Raw genomic sequence first — 16,232 nt, 5'->3', positions numbered from 1 at the left:
GAAAATCCCTACTTTGTTGGGGTGCCGACGGGTTGTTGCAATTGCGCTTTCCAACGCTCCAGATTGCGCTGCAGCGCGGCTTCCGTCACACCAGACCCGGGCAATTCTGTCATCTTTTTGGTGAGCTGTCCGCGCAACCACGGATCATTGCAGGCCGAGTTGTGGGAAATAGCCAGGTACAGCCCCGGCTGATCGATCGGAACATCGCGGGCGATCAGGTCGTTGCTCATGCCCAGTGTCTGAGCCATGGCCATTGCGGAATAACGTCCCGCCAGCACGTACTCCACCTCCCCCAGCAGCAGTTTCTGGAATGCCGGAGTCAACGTCGGCAGGCGCTGTAAGGTCAGTTGCTCACCGGCGAAGGTTTCGAATCCGGCACTAAAACGGGAACGCTCCGATACTGCACCCTTGTGCCCGTGCAGGTCGGCAGCTGTGGTGTAGACCAGTGCCGAGTCTTTGCGCGTCCAGACGAGATAATCGGTCTGCACCAACGCCGGGTGGATGTAATCAAGATTTTCCAGCTCGCCGAGGTTTAGCGGCGTATCGGCGAATATATCCATACGGCCGCTGCGCACCTCATCCAAGGCCTGGGAACGCTTGCCGCCGTAAAGCAGGTCGATTTTCAACCCTAGGTCCTTTGCCACTTGCTGGAGCACGTCGGCGGTGGCGCCGATCAGGTGCGTGGGGTCTTGGGGGTCGCGCCATAACAAGGGCGGTGCGTCAGGGCTGCCGGTGATCACCAGGCGCTCACATTTGCCAGCGGCCAAGGTCAGGCTCGGCAGCAGCGACAGGCCCAGCAATAGTGCCCAGGGACGCAATTCCATGGCGGTTTCTCCGATATTCAAAAAGGCCGGACAAAAAAAAGCCCGGTCGCAAGACCGGGCTCTTTATAAGTGAAGCGGCTGGATTAGACCAGCTTCTCCAACTCAGGTACGGCTTCGAACAAGTCCGCTACCAGGCCGTAATCAGCCACCTGGAAGATCGGTGCTTCTTCGTCCTTGTTGATCGCAACGATCACTTTGGAGTCTTTCATACCGGCCAAGTGCTGGATCGCGCCGGAGATACCGACGGCAATGTACAGCTGTGGCGCCACGATCTTGCCGGTCTGGCCGACCTGCATGTCGTTGGGTACGAAACCTGCGTCGACGGCGGCGCGGGAAGCGCCAACCGCAGCACCCAGCTTGTCGGCCAGGGCGTACAGGTGCTTGAAGTTGTCACCGTTCTGCATGCCACGACCGCCGGATACGACGATCTTGGCAGCGGTCAGCTCAGGACGGTCCGACTTGGCCAGCTCTTCGCCAACAAAGCTTGAAGTGCCAGCGTCGTGGGCAGCGGAGACGGCTTCAACGGCAGCCGAACCACCTTCAGCAGCAACCGGATCGAAACCGGTGGCACGCACGGTGATGACTTTGACGGCAGCAGTCGATTGCACGGTGGCAATGGCGTTACCGGCGTAGATCGGGCGCTTGAAGGTATCGGCGCTTTCAACCGAGATGATCTCGGAGATCTGGTCAACGTCCAACTGCGCGGCAACGCGTGGCAGGATGTTTTTGCCGTTGGAGGTAGCGGCAGCCAGGATATGGCTGTAGCCAGCGCCCAGCTCTGCAACCAGTGGAGCGACGTTTTCCGGCAGTTGGTGAGCGTAAGCGGCGTTGTCGGCCAGCAGTACTTTGCTCACGCCAGCCACTTTGGCTGCGGCTTCAGCCACGGCGCCAGCGCCTTGGCCTGCTACCAGCACGTGGATGTCGCCACCGATTTTGGCGGCAGCAGCAACAGTGTTCAGCGTGGCCGGGGCCAGCACTTTGTTGTCGTGTTCTGCGATTACCAAGATAGTCATGGTTAGATTACCTTCGCTTCGTTTTTCAGTTTCTCGACCAGTTCAGCCACCGACTTGACCTTGATGCCCGCGCTGCGTGCAGCCGGCGCTTCAACTTTGACGGTCTTGTTGGTGGAGGCGGTGGAAACGCCCAAAGCGTCCGGAGTCAGCACTTCGAGAGGCTTCTTCTTGGCTTTCATGATGTTTGGCAGGGACGCGTAGCGCGGCTCGTTCAAACGCAGGTCGGTGGTGACGATGGCCGGCAGTTTCAGGGAAACCGTCTGTGCGCCGCCGTCGATTTCGCGGGTCACGGCAACGCTGTCGCCGCTTACTTCGACTTTCGAGGCGAAGGTGCCCTGGCCGTAACCGGTCAGTGCAGCCAACATCTGGCCAGTCTGGTTGTTGTCGCTGTCGATGGCCTGTTTGCCGAGGATCACCAGCTGAGGCTGTTCCTTGTCGACAACAGCCTTGAGCAGCTTGGCAACGGCCAGGGAGGTCAGGTCTTCAGCGGATTCGACCAGGATAGCGCGGTCAGCGCCCAGTGCCAGGGCGGTACGCAGCTGCTCTTGAGCAGTGGTAGGACCGATGGAAACCACGACGATTTCAGTCGCTACGCCTTTCTCTTTCAGGCGTACGGCTTCTTCCACAGCGATTTCACAGAAAGGGTTCATCGACATCTTGACGTTAGCAAGATCGACGCCGGAATTGTCCGCCTTGACGCGAACTTTCACGTTGTAATCGACAACGCGTTTGACAGCTACAAGAACCTTCATGGATTCCTCGTTACTCTCCGGTGAAAAGAAAGTCGCCTAGGCGAACCTGGCGGTTGATGCTCATCGGCACACAAGGGCACCTCCAAAAACCTGGGCAAATGACCTTGCTCACGGGAAATGACGACCGTTCGTCAGTGGTGACTGAGAGGTCATTCTTTATCGCGGCGTGTAAACTGCGCGCCGGTGTTTAGGCGCGCGTCACCTGTTTCGCTTTTGGACGTGCTCTTGAAACCTGCTGTCTGCCTACGGTAAGCGCAAAACCGACCGTATATTGACCGGAACGCCTATTCTGGTCAATACGGCAAAATGGCCAGTCATAAGCCGCGTTGCTTTGATTTTCCTAGCCTGCGGGCAATTCAAACAAACGTTTGTATTGGACGCTGACAGTGGTCTATATATAATGCGCCACCTAGAGAGAAAGGTGGGTCTTGCCGTTGCCGCAAGACGACACCGAACCTCCACCCATTAGAAAAAAAGCCTGTTGAGCCTTGAGTAGGAGATAGCCTGTGGAACGCGAATACATGGAATTCGACGTGGTCATCGTCGGCGCTGGCCCGGCTGGCCTGTCCGCCGCCTGCCGACTGAAGCAGAAGGCCGCCGAAGCCGGTAAGGAAATCAGCGTCTGCGTGGTCGAGAAAGGCTCCGAAGTCGGCGCACACATCCTCTCCGGTGCCGTGTTTGAACCACGGGCCCTGAACGAACTGTTCCCGGACTGGAAAGAACTCGGCGCCCCGCTCAACACACCTGTGGTGCGCGATGACATCTATGTACTGCGCAGCCCCGAAGCTTCCACCAAAGTGCCTGACTTCTTCGTGCCCAAGACCATGCACAACGAAGGCAACTACATCATCTCCCTCGGCAACCTGTGCCGCTGGCTCGCCCAGCAGGCCGAGAATCTGGGCGTGGAAGTCTACCCAGGTTTCGCCGCCCAGGAAGCACTGTTCGACGAGAACGGCGTGGTGCGCGGGATCATCACCGGTGACCTCGGCGTCGACCGCGAAGGCAATCCTAAAGAAGGCGTGTACACCCCAGGCATGGAACTGCGTGGCAAGTACACGTTGTTCGCCGAAGGCTGCCGCGGGCATATCGGCAAGCAGTTGATCCAGCGCTTCAACCTGGACAGCGACGCCGACGCCCAGCACTACGGCATTGGTCTCAAGGAAATCTGGGAAATCGACCCGGCCAAGCACCAGCCAGGCCTGGTGGTCCACACCGCCGGTTGGCCGCTGGACATCATGAGCAACGAGAACACTGGCGGCTCCTTCCTTTATCACCTGGAAAACAACCAGGTGGTCGTGGGCCTGATCGTCGACCTGTCCTACAGCAACGCTTTCCTGTCGCCGTTCGATGAGTTCCAGCGCCTCAAGCATCACCCGGTGCTCGCACAGTACCTGGAAGGCGGCAAGCGCATCAGCTACGGCGCTCGCGCCCTGGCCAAGGGCGGCATCAACTCGTTGCCGAAAATGGTCTTCAAGGGCGGCGCTTTGATCGGCTGCGACCTGGGCACCATGAACGTGGCCAAGATCAAAGGCAGCCACACCGCCATGAAGTCCGGCATGCTCGCCGCCGACGCCGTGGCCGAGCGCCTGCTGGCAGAGTCCGAAGGCGGTGATGAACTGACCAATTACGTCGACAGCTTCAAAGCCAGCTGGCTCTACGAAGAACTGTTCGCCACCCGCAACTTCGGCCCGGCGATGCACAAGTTCGGCCCGATCCTCGGTGCGGGCTTCAACTGGTTCGACCAGAACATCCTCGGCGGCAAGATGCCGTTCACCTTGCACGACACCAAGCCGGACTACGCCTGCCTGAAGCTGGCCAAAGACAGCACGAAGATTGACTACCCCAAGCCAGACGGCAAGCTGAGCTTCGATAAGCTGAGTTCGGTGTTCATCTCTGGTACCAACCATGAAGAAGAGCAGCCGTGCCACTTGAAGCTGAAAGACCCGAGCATCCCGATCGGCACCAACCTGCCGCTCTACGATGAACCGGCACAGCGCTACTGCCCGGCCGGTGTGTATGAAGTGATCACCAAGGAAGACGGCGAGAAGCGCTTCCAGATCAACGCCCAGAACTGCGTGCACTGCAAGACCTGTGACATCAAGGACCCTTCGCAGAACATCACGTGGGTCACGCCGGAAGGCGCAGGTGGACCGACTTACCCGAACATGTAAGACGATTGCCTGAAACACAAAAAGCCAACGCCCAAAAGCGTTGGCTTTTTTGTTTGCGTCAGCTCAGCAGATAAACCGGAAAGCACTCGCACAGGTGCATCACCCGGCGCCGAGTGTTCTCCAGCAGTGTCGCGTTGTTCGGCTGCTCCAGCAGGTCGGCGATCAGGTTTGCCACTTCAGCACACTCCGCCTCCCCAAAGCCCCGTGTGGTCAGCGCCGGCGTACCGATGCGAATGCCGCTGGTGATCGCCGGTTTTTGCGGGTCGTTGGGAATCGCATTCTTGTTCAAGGTGATGTGCGCACTCTCCAGCAACGCTTCGGCATCCTTGCCAGTGATGTTCATCGCGCGCAGATCAAGCAGGAACATATGGCAATCGGTGCCTCCCGACACCACACGCAAACCACGGCGAGTGAGGACGTCGGCCATGGTGCGGGCGTTGTCGATCACCCGTTGCTGGTAATGCTTGAACCCATCACTAAGCGCCTCGTTGAACGCCACAGCCTTGGCTGCGATGACATGCATCAGCGGGCCGCCCTGGTAGACCGGAAAAATCGTCTTATCGAGCAACGCCGCGTATTGCGCCTTGGCCAGGATCAAGCCGCCACGCGGGCCACGCAGGGTTTTATGAGTGGTCGAGGTGATGAAGTCGGCAATGCCGACCGGCGACGGGTACACGCCCGCCGCGATCAAACCGGCGTAATGCGCCATGTCCACCATCAAGTAGGCGCCCACCTCATCGCAGATCGTGCGAAAGCGCTGGAAGTCCAGGGTGCGCGAATAGGCGGAGGCCCCGGCGATGATCATCTTCGGTTTGTGCTGCCGGGCCAGGGCTTCCATTTCGGCGTAGTCCAGGGTCTCGGTGTCAGGGTCCAGGCCGTAGGAAAACGCCTGGTAGAACTTGCCCGAGAAATTCACCGATGCGCCATGGGTCAGGTGACCACCATGAGCCAGGGACATCCCCAGAATGGTATCGCCGGGTTCCAGCACCGCGAGAAACACCGCCTGGTTGGCCTGCGACCCGGAGTGCGGCTGAACGTTGACGTATTCACAATTGAACAGTTTGCGGGCGCGTTCGATGGCCAGGTTTTCGATCTCGTCGACGACCTTGCAACCACCGTAATACCGCTTGCCCGGATAACCTTCAGCGTACTTGTTGGTGAGCACCGAGCCCTGGGCCTGGAGCACTTCGTCGCTCACATAGTTTTCTGAAGCGATCAGCTCCAGGTGGGTTTCCTGACGATTGCGTTCACGGTCGATCAGGCGGGCAATGGCGGGGTCGAAATTTTGCAGGCTCATGGTGGGATTCCTAGGTCAGCAGGTCGGCCAGGGGCTGGGATTGCACCCGTGTCTGGCCCCTGGTCGAGTTGGAGAGAAAAATGGAGGTGTCTTTCAAACCGCTGCCGGTGATCAGGATCACGGCGGTCTGCGGAGTGTCGGGGTGTGCTTCGGCGTACTTGAGCAGCCCGGCGAAGGCACTCGCCGCGCCGGCCTCGGGAAACACACCGGTGCTGGCGGCCAAGCGGGAAGCCGCCGCGACAATGCTCGGATCGCTGACGCAAATGAACTCGCCGCCGCTGGCCGTCACGGCGCGCATGGCTTTGAGACGGTCGCGCGGCAAGGCCACATTGATGCTGCTGGCCAGGCTGGTGGGGGCAATGCGTTCAATCTGCTGCATCGGCCGGTCACTGCGCCAGGCCCGGTACATAAAGTTGCTGTGCTCGGCCTGGACGCCGATTAGCCGTGGAATACGCTCGATCCAGCCCATTTGCAGCAGGTCGAAGAACCCCTTGTAGACCGAGCCCAGAATGCAGCCATTACCGACCGGCACGAACACCAGGTCCGGCACCTGCCAATTGAGTTGCTCGCACATCTCGAAGGCCACGGTTTTCTTGCCTTCGCTCATGTACGAGTTGATCCCGGTGGTGCGGTTGTACCAACCGTGGGTTTCACAGGCGTTGAGGCATTGTTCGAAGGCTTCGTCGTACTGGCCATCGACCAGTACAATCTCGGCGCCATAGCCTTGCATCTGAGCGAGCTTCTCGCGGGGCGCACTTTTGGGCAGGTAAATCACGTTATGCAGGCCCAGGCTTGCACTCATCCCGGCCAGGGCCGAGGCGGCGTTGCCGGTACTGGCCACCGCCACGGTGCATGCACCGGACTGCATGGCATGGGCCACCGCCAGGGCGCTGGCGCGGTCTTTCAGCGAGCCGGTGGGCTGGCGCGATTCATCTTTGATATAGACCTTGATCCGCGCGCCCCTACCGAGCAGTTCCGGGCGCGAATACAGCGGCGTGTTCCCCACCAGCAGCGGCGGGATGAACTGCGTCGAACGCAATGGCATCAGCCGGTCATAACGCCACATGCCTCGGGCGTGATCATGGACCAGGGTGTCCCTGGACCATTCGCGCTTGAGCGTCGAATAATCGTAAAGCGCATCGAGGGCACCGTCGGTTTTGCAATGAGGGCAGTAGTAGCTGACCTCATGCGGCTGGTAGCTGCGATCGCAGACCAGGCACTGCAACACATACTCGCTGTACGAATGTTTCATGACCAACCCCCTGAAAATACGCGGTGCGGGTGCTTTTGCTGCCGACGTCGGTCCACTGCCCCGGACCGACGGGCACTGCACGCAGAGAGTGGGCTTCAGACCACCATGATGGCGTCGATGGCGACCAGGGTATTGCGCGCCAGGGCGCTGGCCCCGGCAGTGGTGCGCGCCGGGTATGGCTGGGTGAAGTACTCCTCCATCACCCGGTTGAGGGTCGGGAACTCGCTCAAGTCCGTGATGAACGCCGTGACCTTGACCACGTTCGCCAAAGTGCCGCCTGCGGCCTCGGCCATTTGCTGCAGATTGTCCAGGGTCTGACGCAACTGGCCTTCGAAGTCCTTGGCCAGCACCTCGTTGTTCAGCGCCGAGACGGGAGTCTGTGCCGACAGGTAGATGGTTTGCCCGTGACTGACCTTGATCCCTTGGGAATACGTGCCCAGGGGCAGCGGCGCCTTGTCGGTGAAGATCACGTTTTCTTCGCCCAGGAAAGGCTTGGCGACGGACTGGTGTTGAGCGTTGGTCTGCATGGTGACGTTCCTTGTGAAGTGGGTGGAGGGTTAGTGCAAATCGGCAACCTGTTTGACGGCCAGGCTGGAAAACGCCTCGTCGCGACAACGCGCCGGGGAGAAATGCTGGTAGTTGAGTTGCAGCGCCGCCAGATCGGTCGGCATGGCGATGCCCAACGCCGCGTGACTGCACAGCCGGGCAATGGCTGGCGCGGCTTGAATACCGTAGCCACCGAGGGCGGCTAGCCAGATAAAGCTCTCGTGTTGCGGATCCTGGCCGAGCACCGGGGACCGGTCGGCAACAAAGGTACGCAGGCCTGCCCACTTGTTGATGATCGAGCGTGGACGCAGGCGCGTAGTGCTTTGCAGACGGTCCATGGTGATCGCCAGGTCCAGCTCGTCAGGCAGCGCGTCACAGGGCAGCGACGGGTTTTCATCGCAGGGCGAGACGATCAGGCGCCCGGCTTCCGGCTTGATGAAAATGTCTTCGTCCACCGTGCCCAGGTACGGCGTGTGGTGCACGTCGCACTGCGGATCCACCGCCAGCACCGTGCGGCGCAGCGGCCGCACACCAACCTTGGGCACCCCGCAACGCTGGGCAAACTCATCAGCCCAGGCACCGGCGGCGTTGACCACGATCGCCGCCTCCAACCGTTGGCCGTCAGCGGTGTGCAAGGTCCAGTGATCGTTGCGGTGTTCGCCGCGCACCACTTCGGCTTCGCGCTTGACCACACCGCCGCGCCCCCGCAGGCCGCCGAGGTAGGCGCCATGAATGCCGTGCACATCCAGGTCGAACGCGCTGGGCTCATAGATGCCTGCGCTCCAGGCGCCTTCGGCCAGGTAGGGCACCAGTTCGAGCACCTGTTTGTCGTCGAGGAACTTTGCCGTGGGCACTTGCCCGAGCACTGCGGTGAACCGCGCAGCCAGTTTGTCCACCCGCTGCGCTTGCGCCACGATCAAGGCACCGCGTGGCGACCACAATGGGTGTTCGGCCAGGCCTTCGGGCGGGTTCTCGAAAAAGCCTCGGGAAGCGCAGGTCAGCGAGCGGATCTGCTGGTTGCCGTAGCTTTCCATGGAGATCGCCGCCGAACGGCCAGTGGTGTGATAGGCCAGTTGCTGCTCCTGCTCCAGCAGGCAAACGCTGCCGTGGGCCGCCAGCTCATACGCCGCCGACACGCCAGCGATGCCACCGCCCACCACTATGAAATCGTAACGTGCGGTCATGGACGGCTGCCCTCAGCCATCGCGATGGCCTTGCTTTCTCGGGTGTAGGTCAGCACGAAGTGGGCGACGAGACCGAAGATCAACCCCCAGAACGCCGCGGCCAAGCCGAGGAAACTCATGCCCGAGGCGGTGACCAGGAAGGTGATCAACGCGGCTTCCCGTTGCTTCTCGTCGGCCATGGCACCGGTCAGCCCGGCGCTGATCGCACCGAACAGGGCCAACCCGGCGAGGGACGCAATCAACTCTTTAGGCAAGGCGGAAAACACCGAAGCCAGGGTCGCGCCGAAGGTGCCCATCAGGATGTAGAACACCCCGCAGGCGATCCCGGCGATGTAGCGTTTGTCGCGGTCCTCGTGGGCTTCGCGGCCGGTGCAGATGGCAGCGGTGATCGCGGCGAGGTTGAAGCCGTGGGAACCGAACGGTGCCATCAGCACCGAACCGATCGCCGTCACCGAAATGATCGAGCGCGCCGGGGTGTTGTAGCCCGAAGTGCGCAACACTGCCATGCCCGGCACGTACTGCCCGGTCAGTGTCACCAGCGCCAACGGCAGGCCGATGTTGATGATGGCGTGCCAACTCCACTCCGGCGCGATAAACACCGGGTGCGCCACAGCGATGGTGATTGCCGTGCTGTTCAACTCTCCAAACGAGGCGGCGACTGCACAGCCGATAATCAACACCGAAAGAATTGCGTAGCGCGGCGACAGGCGTTTGAAGATCAGGTAGGCCGCGATCATCGACAATACCAGCGCGGGTTGCAGCTTGATCGAGGTAAACAGCTCGGCGCCGAAGCGGAACAGAATGCCGGCAAGCATGGCAGCGGCGATGGCCTTGGGCAGTCGACTCATCAACTTGTCGAATGCGCCGGACAACCCCACCACGGCAATGATCACCGACGCCACCACATAGGCACCGATGGCCTGTGGCAGCGTCACCGTCGGCAGCATCGAGACGAGCAATGCCGCGCCAGGTGTGGACCACGCGGTAATCACCGGAACCCGTAGGCGCCAGCTGAGGAACAGGCCAGTGATGCCGCTGCCGATGGAAATCGCCCAGATCCACGAAGACACTACGTCATTGGGCAGGTGCGCTTCCTTGGCCGCCTGAAACACGATGATCAACGGGCCGGCATAAGAAATGATCACGGCAATAAAGCCCGCGATGACGGCTGACAGGGATAGATCCTTTCTGAGTGTGTCCATGATGTCTCGACTTGGCGCGGCGGGGCCGGGCAGTGAACAGGGGAAGATTGAGTCGATTGCTTCGATTCGAGATGAGTGTATTTGAAGGAATTGAGTTGATTCAATAGCTGGCGAGGTTGTTACGGGATGTTTTTTTGCTATACGTGCCTGTTTTCAAGCCATTACGCATTTAATTATTTGATTTATAAGGCGATTAAAAAACCAAAAAATATCTGAACCTAGCGATCAATATCGATTCAATCACGGGATCAATCGAATCAATTCGCCAATTGTGTCGATTTATTAGTTGCCTAACCTCCATGTGATATGCTCGGATATTCATCATTTCTACGATGGGCAGTGATCATTCATGTGGGTTCCCCAGCTAAGCGAATTCGGCCAGCCGATGTATTTGTCGATTGCCGATGCGTTGGCACGCGATATCGGCAACGGCGTATTGAACGAAGGCGATCGCCTGCCGACCCTGCGGGAGCTGGCCACGACGCTGAATGTCACGCCGGGCACCATCAGCCGCGCGTACAGCGAAGCCCAGCGGCGTCGCTTGGTGCAGGGTGAAGTGGGGCGCGGCACGTATGTGCTCAATCAAAAGCAGTTGGAACTGCCGGCGAGTAACAGTGCGTCCGTACCCTTGAATCTTGGGCAGTCCGAACTGCTCGATCTATCGATCATCAAGCCCTACAGCGAAACCCTGGAATACTGGCTGCGCGATGCATTGGTGAGCATGGCCAAGAGCACCGATTTCGCGCGCGCCCTGGACTACGCACCCGATGGCGGCCACCCGGCTCATCGCGAGGCGGGTGCACAGTGGTTGCGGCATTCGTTGCCCGATGCGCAGTGGCAGCAAGTGATCATCACCGCCGGGGCCCAGCATGGCTTGATGGTGGCCATGAGCGCCCTGACCAACGCCGGCGACCTGGTGCTCTGCGAAGCGCTTTGCTACCCCGGCATCATTTCCCTGGCCCACGGCCTGGAGCGCCGTCTGCGGGGCGTGCCGATGGATGACGAAGGCATCATCCCCGAAGCACTGCGCGAACTGTGCCAGCGCGAAAAACCGGCGATGCTGGTCTGCGTGGCAACCTGCCAGAACCCGACGGCGGCGATCATGTCGCAAAAGCGTCGGGCGCAAATCGCGGCGCTGGCCGAAGAGTTCGACTTCATCATTCTCGACGATGACATCTACGGTTTTCTCGCCACCGACCCGTCAATCAAACCGCTGTCGGCGTTCGCCCCGGACCGTTCGGTGTACCTGACCAGCCTGTCGAAGTCGGTGATGCCTGCGCTGCGCATCGGCTACCTGTATAGCCCGCCAAAACTACTGTCACGCTTGACGTCGATGGTCCGCAGCAGCGTGTGGATGCCGTCGCCACTGACTGCGCAACTGGCCAGCAATGTCGTCACCGAAGGCCTGGACAAAAAACTGATCCGTATCCAGCGCAACGAAGCCGCCGGGCGCCAAGCGATTGCCCAGGAGATCTTCGCCAATTACGAACTCAAGACCCAGCCGTACTCCTACCATGTCTGGCTGACGCTGCCCGAGCCCTGGACCAGCGACGAATTCACCATGCTGGCGCGGGCCAATGGGGTGTTGGTGCTCAGTGGCACTCAGTTCCAGGCCGAACGTTCCGGGGTGACGCGCAGTGTACGGCTGGTACTGATGTCGCCCACCAGTCAGGACGAGCTGCGCTTCGCCCTGACCAAGTTGGCCAGCCTGATCGATTCTGACCCGCGACGTTACTACTAAGCCGCGCGCTCTTCCCCCGGGTTGCGCTCGAAGTAGCGCTTGTATTCGCGACTGAACTGCGACGTGCTCTGGTAACCCACGTTGTGCGCCGCCTGGGCTACGCCCATGCCTTCCACCAGCAGCAATTGCTGGGCCTTGAGCAGGCGCAGACGCTTGAGGTACTGCACCGGCGACAGCAAGGTGCAGCGCTTGAAGTGCTCATGGAAGGTCGACGCACTCATGTGCGCATACCCGGCTAACGTCTCGATATTGAGCGGCTCGGCGAAATGGGCATGCAGGTGACTCAACGACGTAGCAATCCGCGAGAATTGCCCCTGTTGCTCTACCAACGCACGCAGCACATCCGCCTGCGGCCCGCGCAGCGCGGTGAACAACAATTCGCGCACCCGCGCTGGACCCATGATCCGGCTTTCCAGCGGATCGTGCAGGCACTGCAACAGCCGTTCGACGCAACCGCGCATGGCGTCATCCAGCACCACCGAACTCATCGACTCCAGGGTTTGCGGGGTCGGTGGCGGCCCAGCCTGCATGCCCATGGCCATCACCAACTCCCCCAACACCACACGGTCGATACCCACCGACACACCCAACAGCGGTGCTCCGGGCGCCATGGCGAATGTCTCGCACTCGAACGGCACGGGCATCGCCTGGATCAAGTAATGCCCAGCGCCATACTCCAGGGTCCGCGGCCCCAGATAAGCGAGTTTGCTGCCTTGGGCCACGAACATCAGGCTCGGCTCATAGATCTGCGGTCCGCGCGCCACGTCGCAACTGGCGCGCAGCACCTTCACACCGGGCAGATGGGTAGGGGAAAAACCGTCACAGGGCGTGAGCCCCTCAATCAGGGAAACCAACGTGGCGTTGGCGTCGAGATGGCGGGTCAACAACATGGCAAAAAACTTCGCGAAAAAGGGATGAGAGCATCATCGCAGGTCTGGCGGCACATAAATCCAAACAAGGGGCACTCCCGGACGAATAGGCATGAGACTCGGAGCAATCGCCATGGCCGCCTCGACGGTCGATGGGGAGAATGGCCCGCCTCACTTGTCACTGCTTTTTGCGAGGTTTCACCATGTATACCGCCATCGGTTATGCCGCCCAGTCGGCCACCACTCCCCTCGCCCCCATGTCGTTTGAACGCCGCAGCCCGCGCGCCGATGACGTGGCGATCGAGATTATGTACTGCGGCGTCTGCCACTCCGACATCCACCAGGCGCGCAACGAATGGGGCATCGCTGTGTACCCGCTGATGCCAGGTCACGAAATTGTCGGCAAGGTCACTGCCGTCGGCGCCAGCGTTACCGCGCATAAAGTCGGCGACCTCGTCGGCGTAGGCTGCATGGTCGATTCGTGCCGTCACTGTGAAGCGTGCAAATCGGACCTGGAGCAATACTGCCTCGAAGGCCCGACCATGACCTACGCCACGCCGGATCGTGTGGATGGCAGCAACACCATGGGCGGCTACTCCGACAGCATCGTGGTCAGCGAGCACTTTGTGGTGAAGATTCCGGCCAAGCTCGACCTGGCCAGCGCCGCGCCGATCCTGTGCGCCGGCATTACCACTTACTCGCCGCTCAAGCACTACGGCGTAAAGGCCGGCGATAAAGTCGGGATCCTGGGCATGGGCGGTCTGGGCCATATGGGCATCAAGTTCGCCAAGGCCATGGGCGCGGAAGTCACGCTGTTCACCCGCTCCGCGAGCAAGGCTGAAGAAGGCCGTCGCCAGGGCGCCGACCACGTGATCGTGTCCACCGACGCCGAGCAGATGAAAGCCGCTGCCGGGCATTTTGATTTCTTGCTGGACACCATCCCAGTTCATCACGACCTCAACCCCTACCTCGACGTGCTGCGCTTTGACGGCGTGCACATCCTGGTCGGTTTGATCGAGCCAGTGGACCCGCCGGTGAATGCAGCCAAACTGGTGTTGGGCCGTAAGGTACTGGCCGGTTCGCTGATCGGTGGCATTGCCGAAACCCAGGAAGTCCTGGATTTCTGCGCCGAGCATGGCATCACCTGCGACATCGAAATGCTCGACATCCGCCAGATCAACGAGGCCTATGCCCGCATGATCGCCGGTGATGTGAAGTACCGCTTTGTCATCGACATGGCGACCCTGAAGGTCTGATCAGACCTTCGCGCCCAACTCCGCTGAAAGCCGCGCTGCGACTTGTTTGATGACAGGGATCAGCTCGGCCATTTTCTCCAGCGGCATATAAGGCACGGTACTGGCGATGCTGATGCCGGCGACGATTCGCCGGCTCGCATCGCGCACCGGTGCCGCCACGCAGCGGATCGACGGTTCGTTGTCTTCCAGATCGAACGCATAACCGCCCACCACATATTCATGCATACGCTGCTCGAACTGTGCCCAGGATTGCTCCGGGTGCTGCGGCCACTGCAGGTTTTTTCCTCCCGCCGGCAGGCTGGTTTCGTACAAGCGTTGCCACTCTTGCACCGTGTCATCCAGCAGCATTGCCTTGCCTACGCCCGTGCGCGCCAACGGCATGCGATGGCCGACCCGTGAACGCATTTCCGGGCCATTACGGCCGGGGTTCTTGTGCAGGTACAGCACGTCGTCAAATTCGCGAATCGCCAGGTGGATGGTGTCACCGGTCAGCGCGGACAACTCGTCCAGATACGGCACCGCCAGGGTCACCAATGGCAGCTCTTCCCGTGCCTGGAAGCCCAGTTCAATCAACTTTGGACCCAGCAGGTAACCGACTTGCGGCACTACGCGCAGGTAACGCTCATCCACCAGGCAACTGGCCAGGCGGTGGGTGGTGCTGCGAGTGGTGCCGATGCGCTTGGCGATCTCTTTCAGATCCCGCGCACCGGCCGCCACTGCCTGCACCACGCCCAGGCCACGCAGCAAGGTCTGGGTGCCGGTGGGGGCGGCGTCTTTGACGGGGGTGTGGGCGTTTTCCTGCATATCGGGCCTATAAGTATGAAAGCGCGGGCATTATGGCAAATACCGCCCGTCAATACAGTTGAGATCTATAGGTGGGAGGGGCTTGCCCCCGATGGCGGTGTGTCAGAGACAAATGTGCAAACTGACACTCCGCTATCGGGGGCAAGCCCCCTCCCACATTTGGCTTTCATAGGGTTTGGATCAGCGTTGTTTCATGCGGTCGATGCCCCCCGCCAGTAGCAGGATCAAACCGCAGATCACGCATTGATGAACCCAATACAAACTTACAACCAGAACACCGTGTTCAAATTCTCCGCCGATTAAAACTGTGGGAGGGGGCTTGCTCCCGATGGCGGTGTGTCAGCTACATATTCATTACCTGACCCACTGCTATCGGGGGCAAGCCCCCTCCCACATTTGGCCTTTATAGAGTTTGGATCAGCGTTGTTTCATGCGGTCGATGACCACCGCCAGTAGCAGGATCAAACCGCAGATCACGCATTGATGAACCCAATACAAACTTACAACCAGAACACCGTATTCAAATTTTCCACCGATTAAAACTGTGGGAGGGGGCTTGCTCCCGATGGCGGTGTGTCAGCTACATATTCATTACCTGACCCACTGCTATCGGGAGCAAGCCCCCTCCCACATTTTGGGCTTCACATGGCGAGGGTTCAGCGTTGTTTCATGCGGTCGATGACCACCGCCAGTAGCAGGATCAAACCGCAGATCACGTATTGATGAACCCAGGACAAACTTACAACCAGAACACCGTGTTCAAATTCTCCGCCGATTAAAACTGTGGGAGGGGGCTTGCTCCCGATTGCAGTGTGTCAGCTACATATTCATTACCTGACCCACTGCTATCGGGAGCAAGCCCCCTCCCACATTCGGCTTTCATAGGGTCTGGATCAGCGCTGTTTCATACGGTCGATGACCACCGCCAGTAGCAGGATCGAACCGCGGATTACGTATTGATAAAACGTGTCGATGTTCTTCAGGTTCATCGCGTTCTCAATGATCGCCAGGATCAAAACCCCCGCGATCACATGGCGGATCATGCCAATCCCACCACTCAACGACACCCCGCCCAGCACGCACGCAGAGATCACCGTCAGCTCAAAACCCTGCCCGATCATCGGCTGGCCTGAGGTCATGCGCGAGGCGAGGATCACCCCGGCCAACGCGCCGATCAGGCCGTGCACGGCGAAAATCAGGATCTTGGTGCGGTCAACGTTCACCCCTGCCAGCAACGCCGCTTCCGGGTTGCCGCCGATGGCCATGGTGTTGCGCCCGTAGGTGGTGTAGTTCAGCAGCCAGCCGAAAAACACAAAGCACA

The 16,232-nt window shown here is 60.1% G+C and carries 13 protein-coding genes and 1 pseudogene; 3 read left to right on the top strand and 11 right to left on the bottom strand.

Features of this window, described 5'->3' with window-relative positions:
* Positions 1–8 precede the first annotated feature (8 nt).
* The 3 genes from CKW32_RS15305 to CKW32_RS15295 all read right to left on the bottom strand — a co-directional run bounded on the left by CKW32_RS15305 (position 9) and on the right by CKW32_RS15295 (position 2,589).
* Positions 9–824, bottom strand: a complete 816-nt coding sequence (locus CKW32_RS15305; protein WP_032887431.1) for an ABC transporter substrate-binding protein — start codon at positions 822–824, stop codon at positions 9–11.
* A gap of 83 nt (positions 825–907) precedes the next feature.
* Positions 908–1,837, bottom strand: a complete 930-nt coding sequence (locus CKW32_RS15300; RefSeq protein WP_027603632.1) for an electron transfer flavoprotein subunit alpha/FixB family protein — start codon at positions 1,835–1,837, stop codon at positions 908–910.
* Positions 1,838–1,839: 2 nt separating this feature from the next.
* Positions 1,840–2,589, bottom strand: coding sequence for an electron transfer flavoprotein subunit beta/FixA family protein (locus CKW32_RS15295; RefSeq protein WP_032887429.1), 750 nt, complete (start codon positions 2,587–2,589; stop codon positions 1,840–1,842).
* A gap of 506 nt (positions 2,590–3,095) precedes the next feature.
* On the opposite strand from CKW32_RS15295, the gene CKW32_RS15290 reads away from it, so the two are divergent.
* Positions 3,096–4,760, top strand: a complete 1,665-nt coding sequence (locus CKW32_RS15290; protein WP_032887428.1) for an electron transfer flavoprotein-ubiquinone oxidoreductase — start codon at positions 3,096–3,098, stop codon at positions 4,758–4,760.
* A 58-nt stretch (positions 4,761–4,818) separates the two neighbouring features.
* On the opposite strand, the gene glyA is transcribed toward CKW32_RS15290, so the two are convergent.
* The 5 genes from glyA to CKW32_RS15265 form a co-directional block, all read right to left on the bottom strand.
* On the bottom strand, positions 4,819–6,057 hold the full coding sequence (gene glyA, locus CKW32_RS15285) for a serine hydroxymethyltransferase (protein ID WP_095185326.1): 1,239 nt from the start codon (positions 6,055–6,057) through the stop codon (positions 4,819–4,821).
* A gap of 10 nt (positions 6,058–6,067) precedes the next feature.
* Complete coding sequence (thrC, locus tag CKW32_RS15280; protein WP_095185325.1) at positions 6,068–7,309, bottom strand: threonine synthase; 1,242 nt, start codon at positions 7,307–7,309, stop codon at positions 6,068–6,070.
* Between the two features lie 95 nt (positions 7,310–7,404).
* Positions 7,405–7,836: a Rid family detoxifying hydrolase gene (locus tag CKW32_RS15275; protein WP_050442841.1), complete on the bottom strand. Its 432-nt coding sequence runs from the start codon at positions 7,834–7,836 to the stop codon at positions 7,405–7,407.
* Between the two features lie 30 nt (positions 7,837–7,866).
* Positions 7,867–9,039: an FAD-binding oxidoreductase gene (locus tag CKW32_RS15270; protein WP_095185324.1), complete on the bottom strand. Its 1,173-nt coding sequence runs from the start codon at positions 9,037–9,039 to the stop codon at positions 7,867–7,869.
* Positions 9,036–10,241 carry a benzoate/H(+) symporter BenE family transporter gene (locus CKW32_RS15265; protein ID WP_032887422.1) on the bottom strand — a complete coding sequence of 402 codons (1,206 nt, stop codon included), beginning with the start codon at positions 10,239–10,241 and terminating at the stop codon, positions 9,036–9,038. The genes CKW32_RS15270 and CKW32_RS15265 overlap by 4 nt, the downstream gene beginning before the upstream one ends.
* A 349-nt stretch (positions 10,242–10,590) precedes the next feature.
* Between CKW32_RS15265 and CKW32_RS15260 the strand changes: the two genes are divergently transcribed.
* The gene (locus tag CKW32_RS15260; RefSeq protein WP_095185323.1) at positions 10,591–11,982 is read left to right on the top strand and encodes a PLP-dependent aminotransferase family protein; all 1,392 of its coding nucleotides are present in this window, start codon (positions 10,591–10,593) and stop codon (positions 11,980–11,982) included.
* Here CKW32_RS15260 and CKW32_RS15255 read toward each other — a convergent pair.
* Positions 11,979–12,872 carry an AraC family transcriptional regulator gene (locus tag CKW32_RS15255; protein ID WP_032887418.1) on the bottom strand — a complete coding sequence of 298 codons (894 nt, stop codon included), beginning with the start codon at positions 12,870–12,872 and terminating at the stop codon, positions 11,979–11,981. The genes CKW32_RS15260 and CKW32_RS15255 overlap by 4 nt on opposite strands.
* A 182-nt stretch (positions 12,873–13,054) precedes the next feature.
* Here CKW32_RS15255 and CKW32_RS15250 point away from each other — a divergent pair, with 182 nt between their 5' ends.
* Positions 13,055–14,107, top strand: coding sequence for an NAD(P)-dependent alcohol dehydrogenase (locus CKW32_RS15250; protein ID WP_095185322.1), 1,053 nt, complete (start codon positions 13,055–13,057; stop codon positions 14,105–14,107).
* On the opposite strand, the gene CKW32_RS15245 is transcribed toward CKW32_RS15250, so the two are convergent.
* The gene (locus CKW32_RS15245; RefSeq protein WP_032887414.1) at positions 14,108–14,911 is read right to left on the bottom strand and encodes an IclR family transcriptional regulator; all 804 of its coding nucleotides are present in this window, start codon (positions 14,909–14,911) and stop codon (positions 14,108–14,110) included.
* 893 nt (positions 14,912–15,804) lie between these two features.
* Positions 15,805–16,232: pseudogene (locus tag CKW32_RS15240) on the bottom strand (L-arabinose ABC transporter permease AraH); the annotation flags it as partial.

The organism is Pseudomonas sp. Irchel 3H9, assembly GCF_900187495.1.
Classification (GTDB): domain Bacteria; phylum Pseudomonadota; class Gammaproteobacteria; order Pseudomonadales; family Pseudomonadaceae; genus Aquipseudomonas; species Aquipseudomonas sivasensis.
The sequence above is the reverse complement of the archived record's forward strand: the minus strand, read 5'-3'. Positions and strand labels throughout refer to the sequence as shown.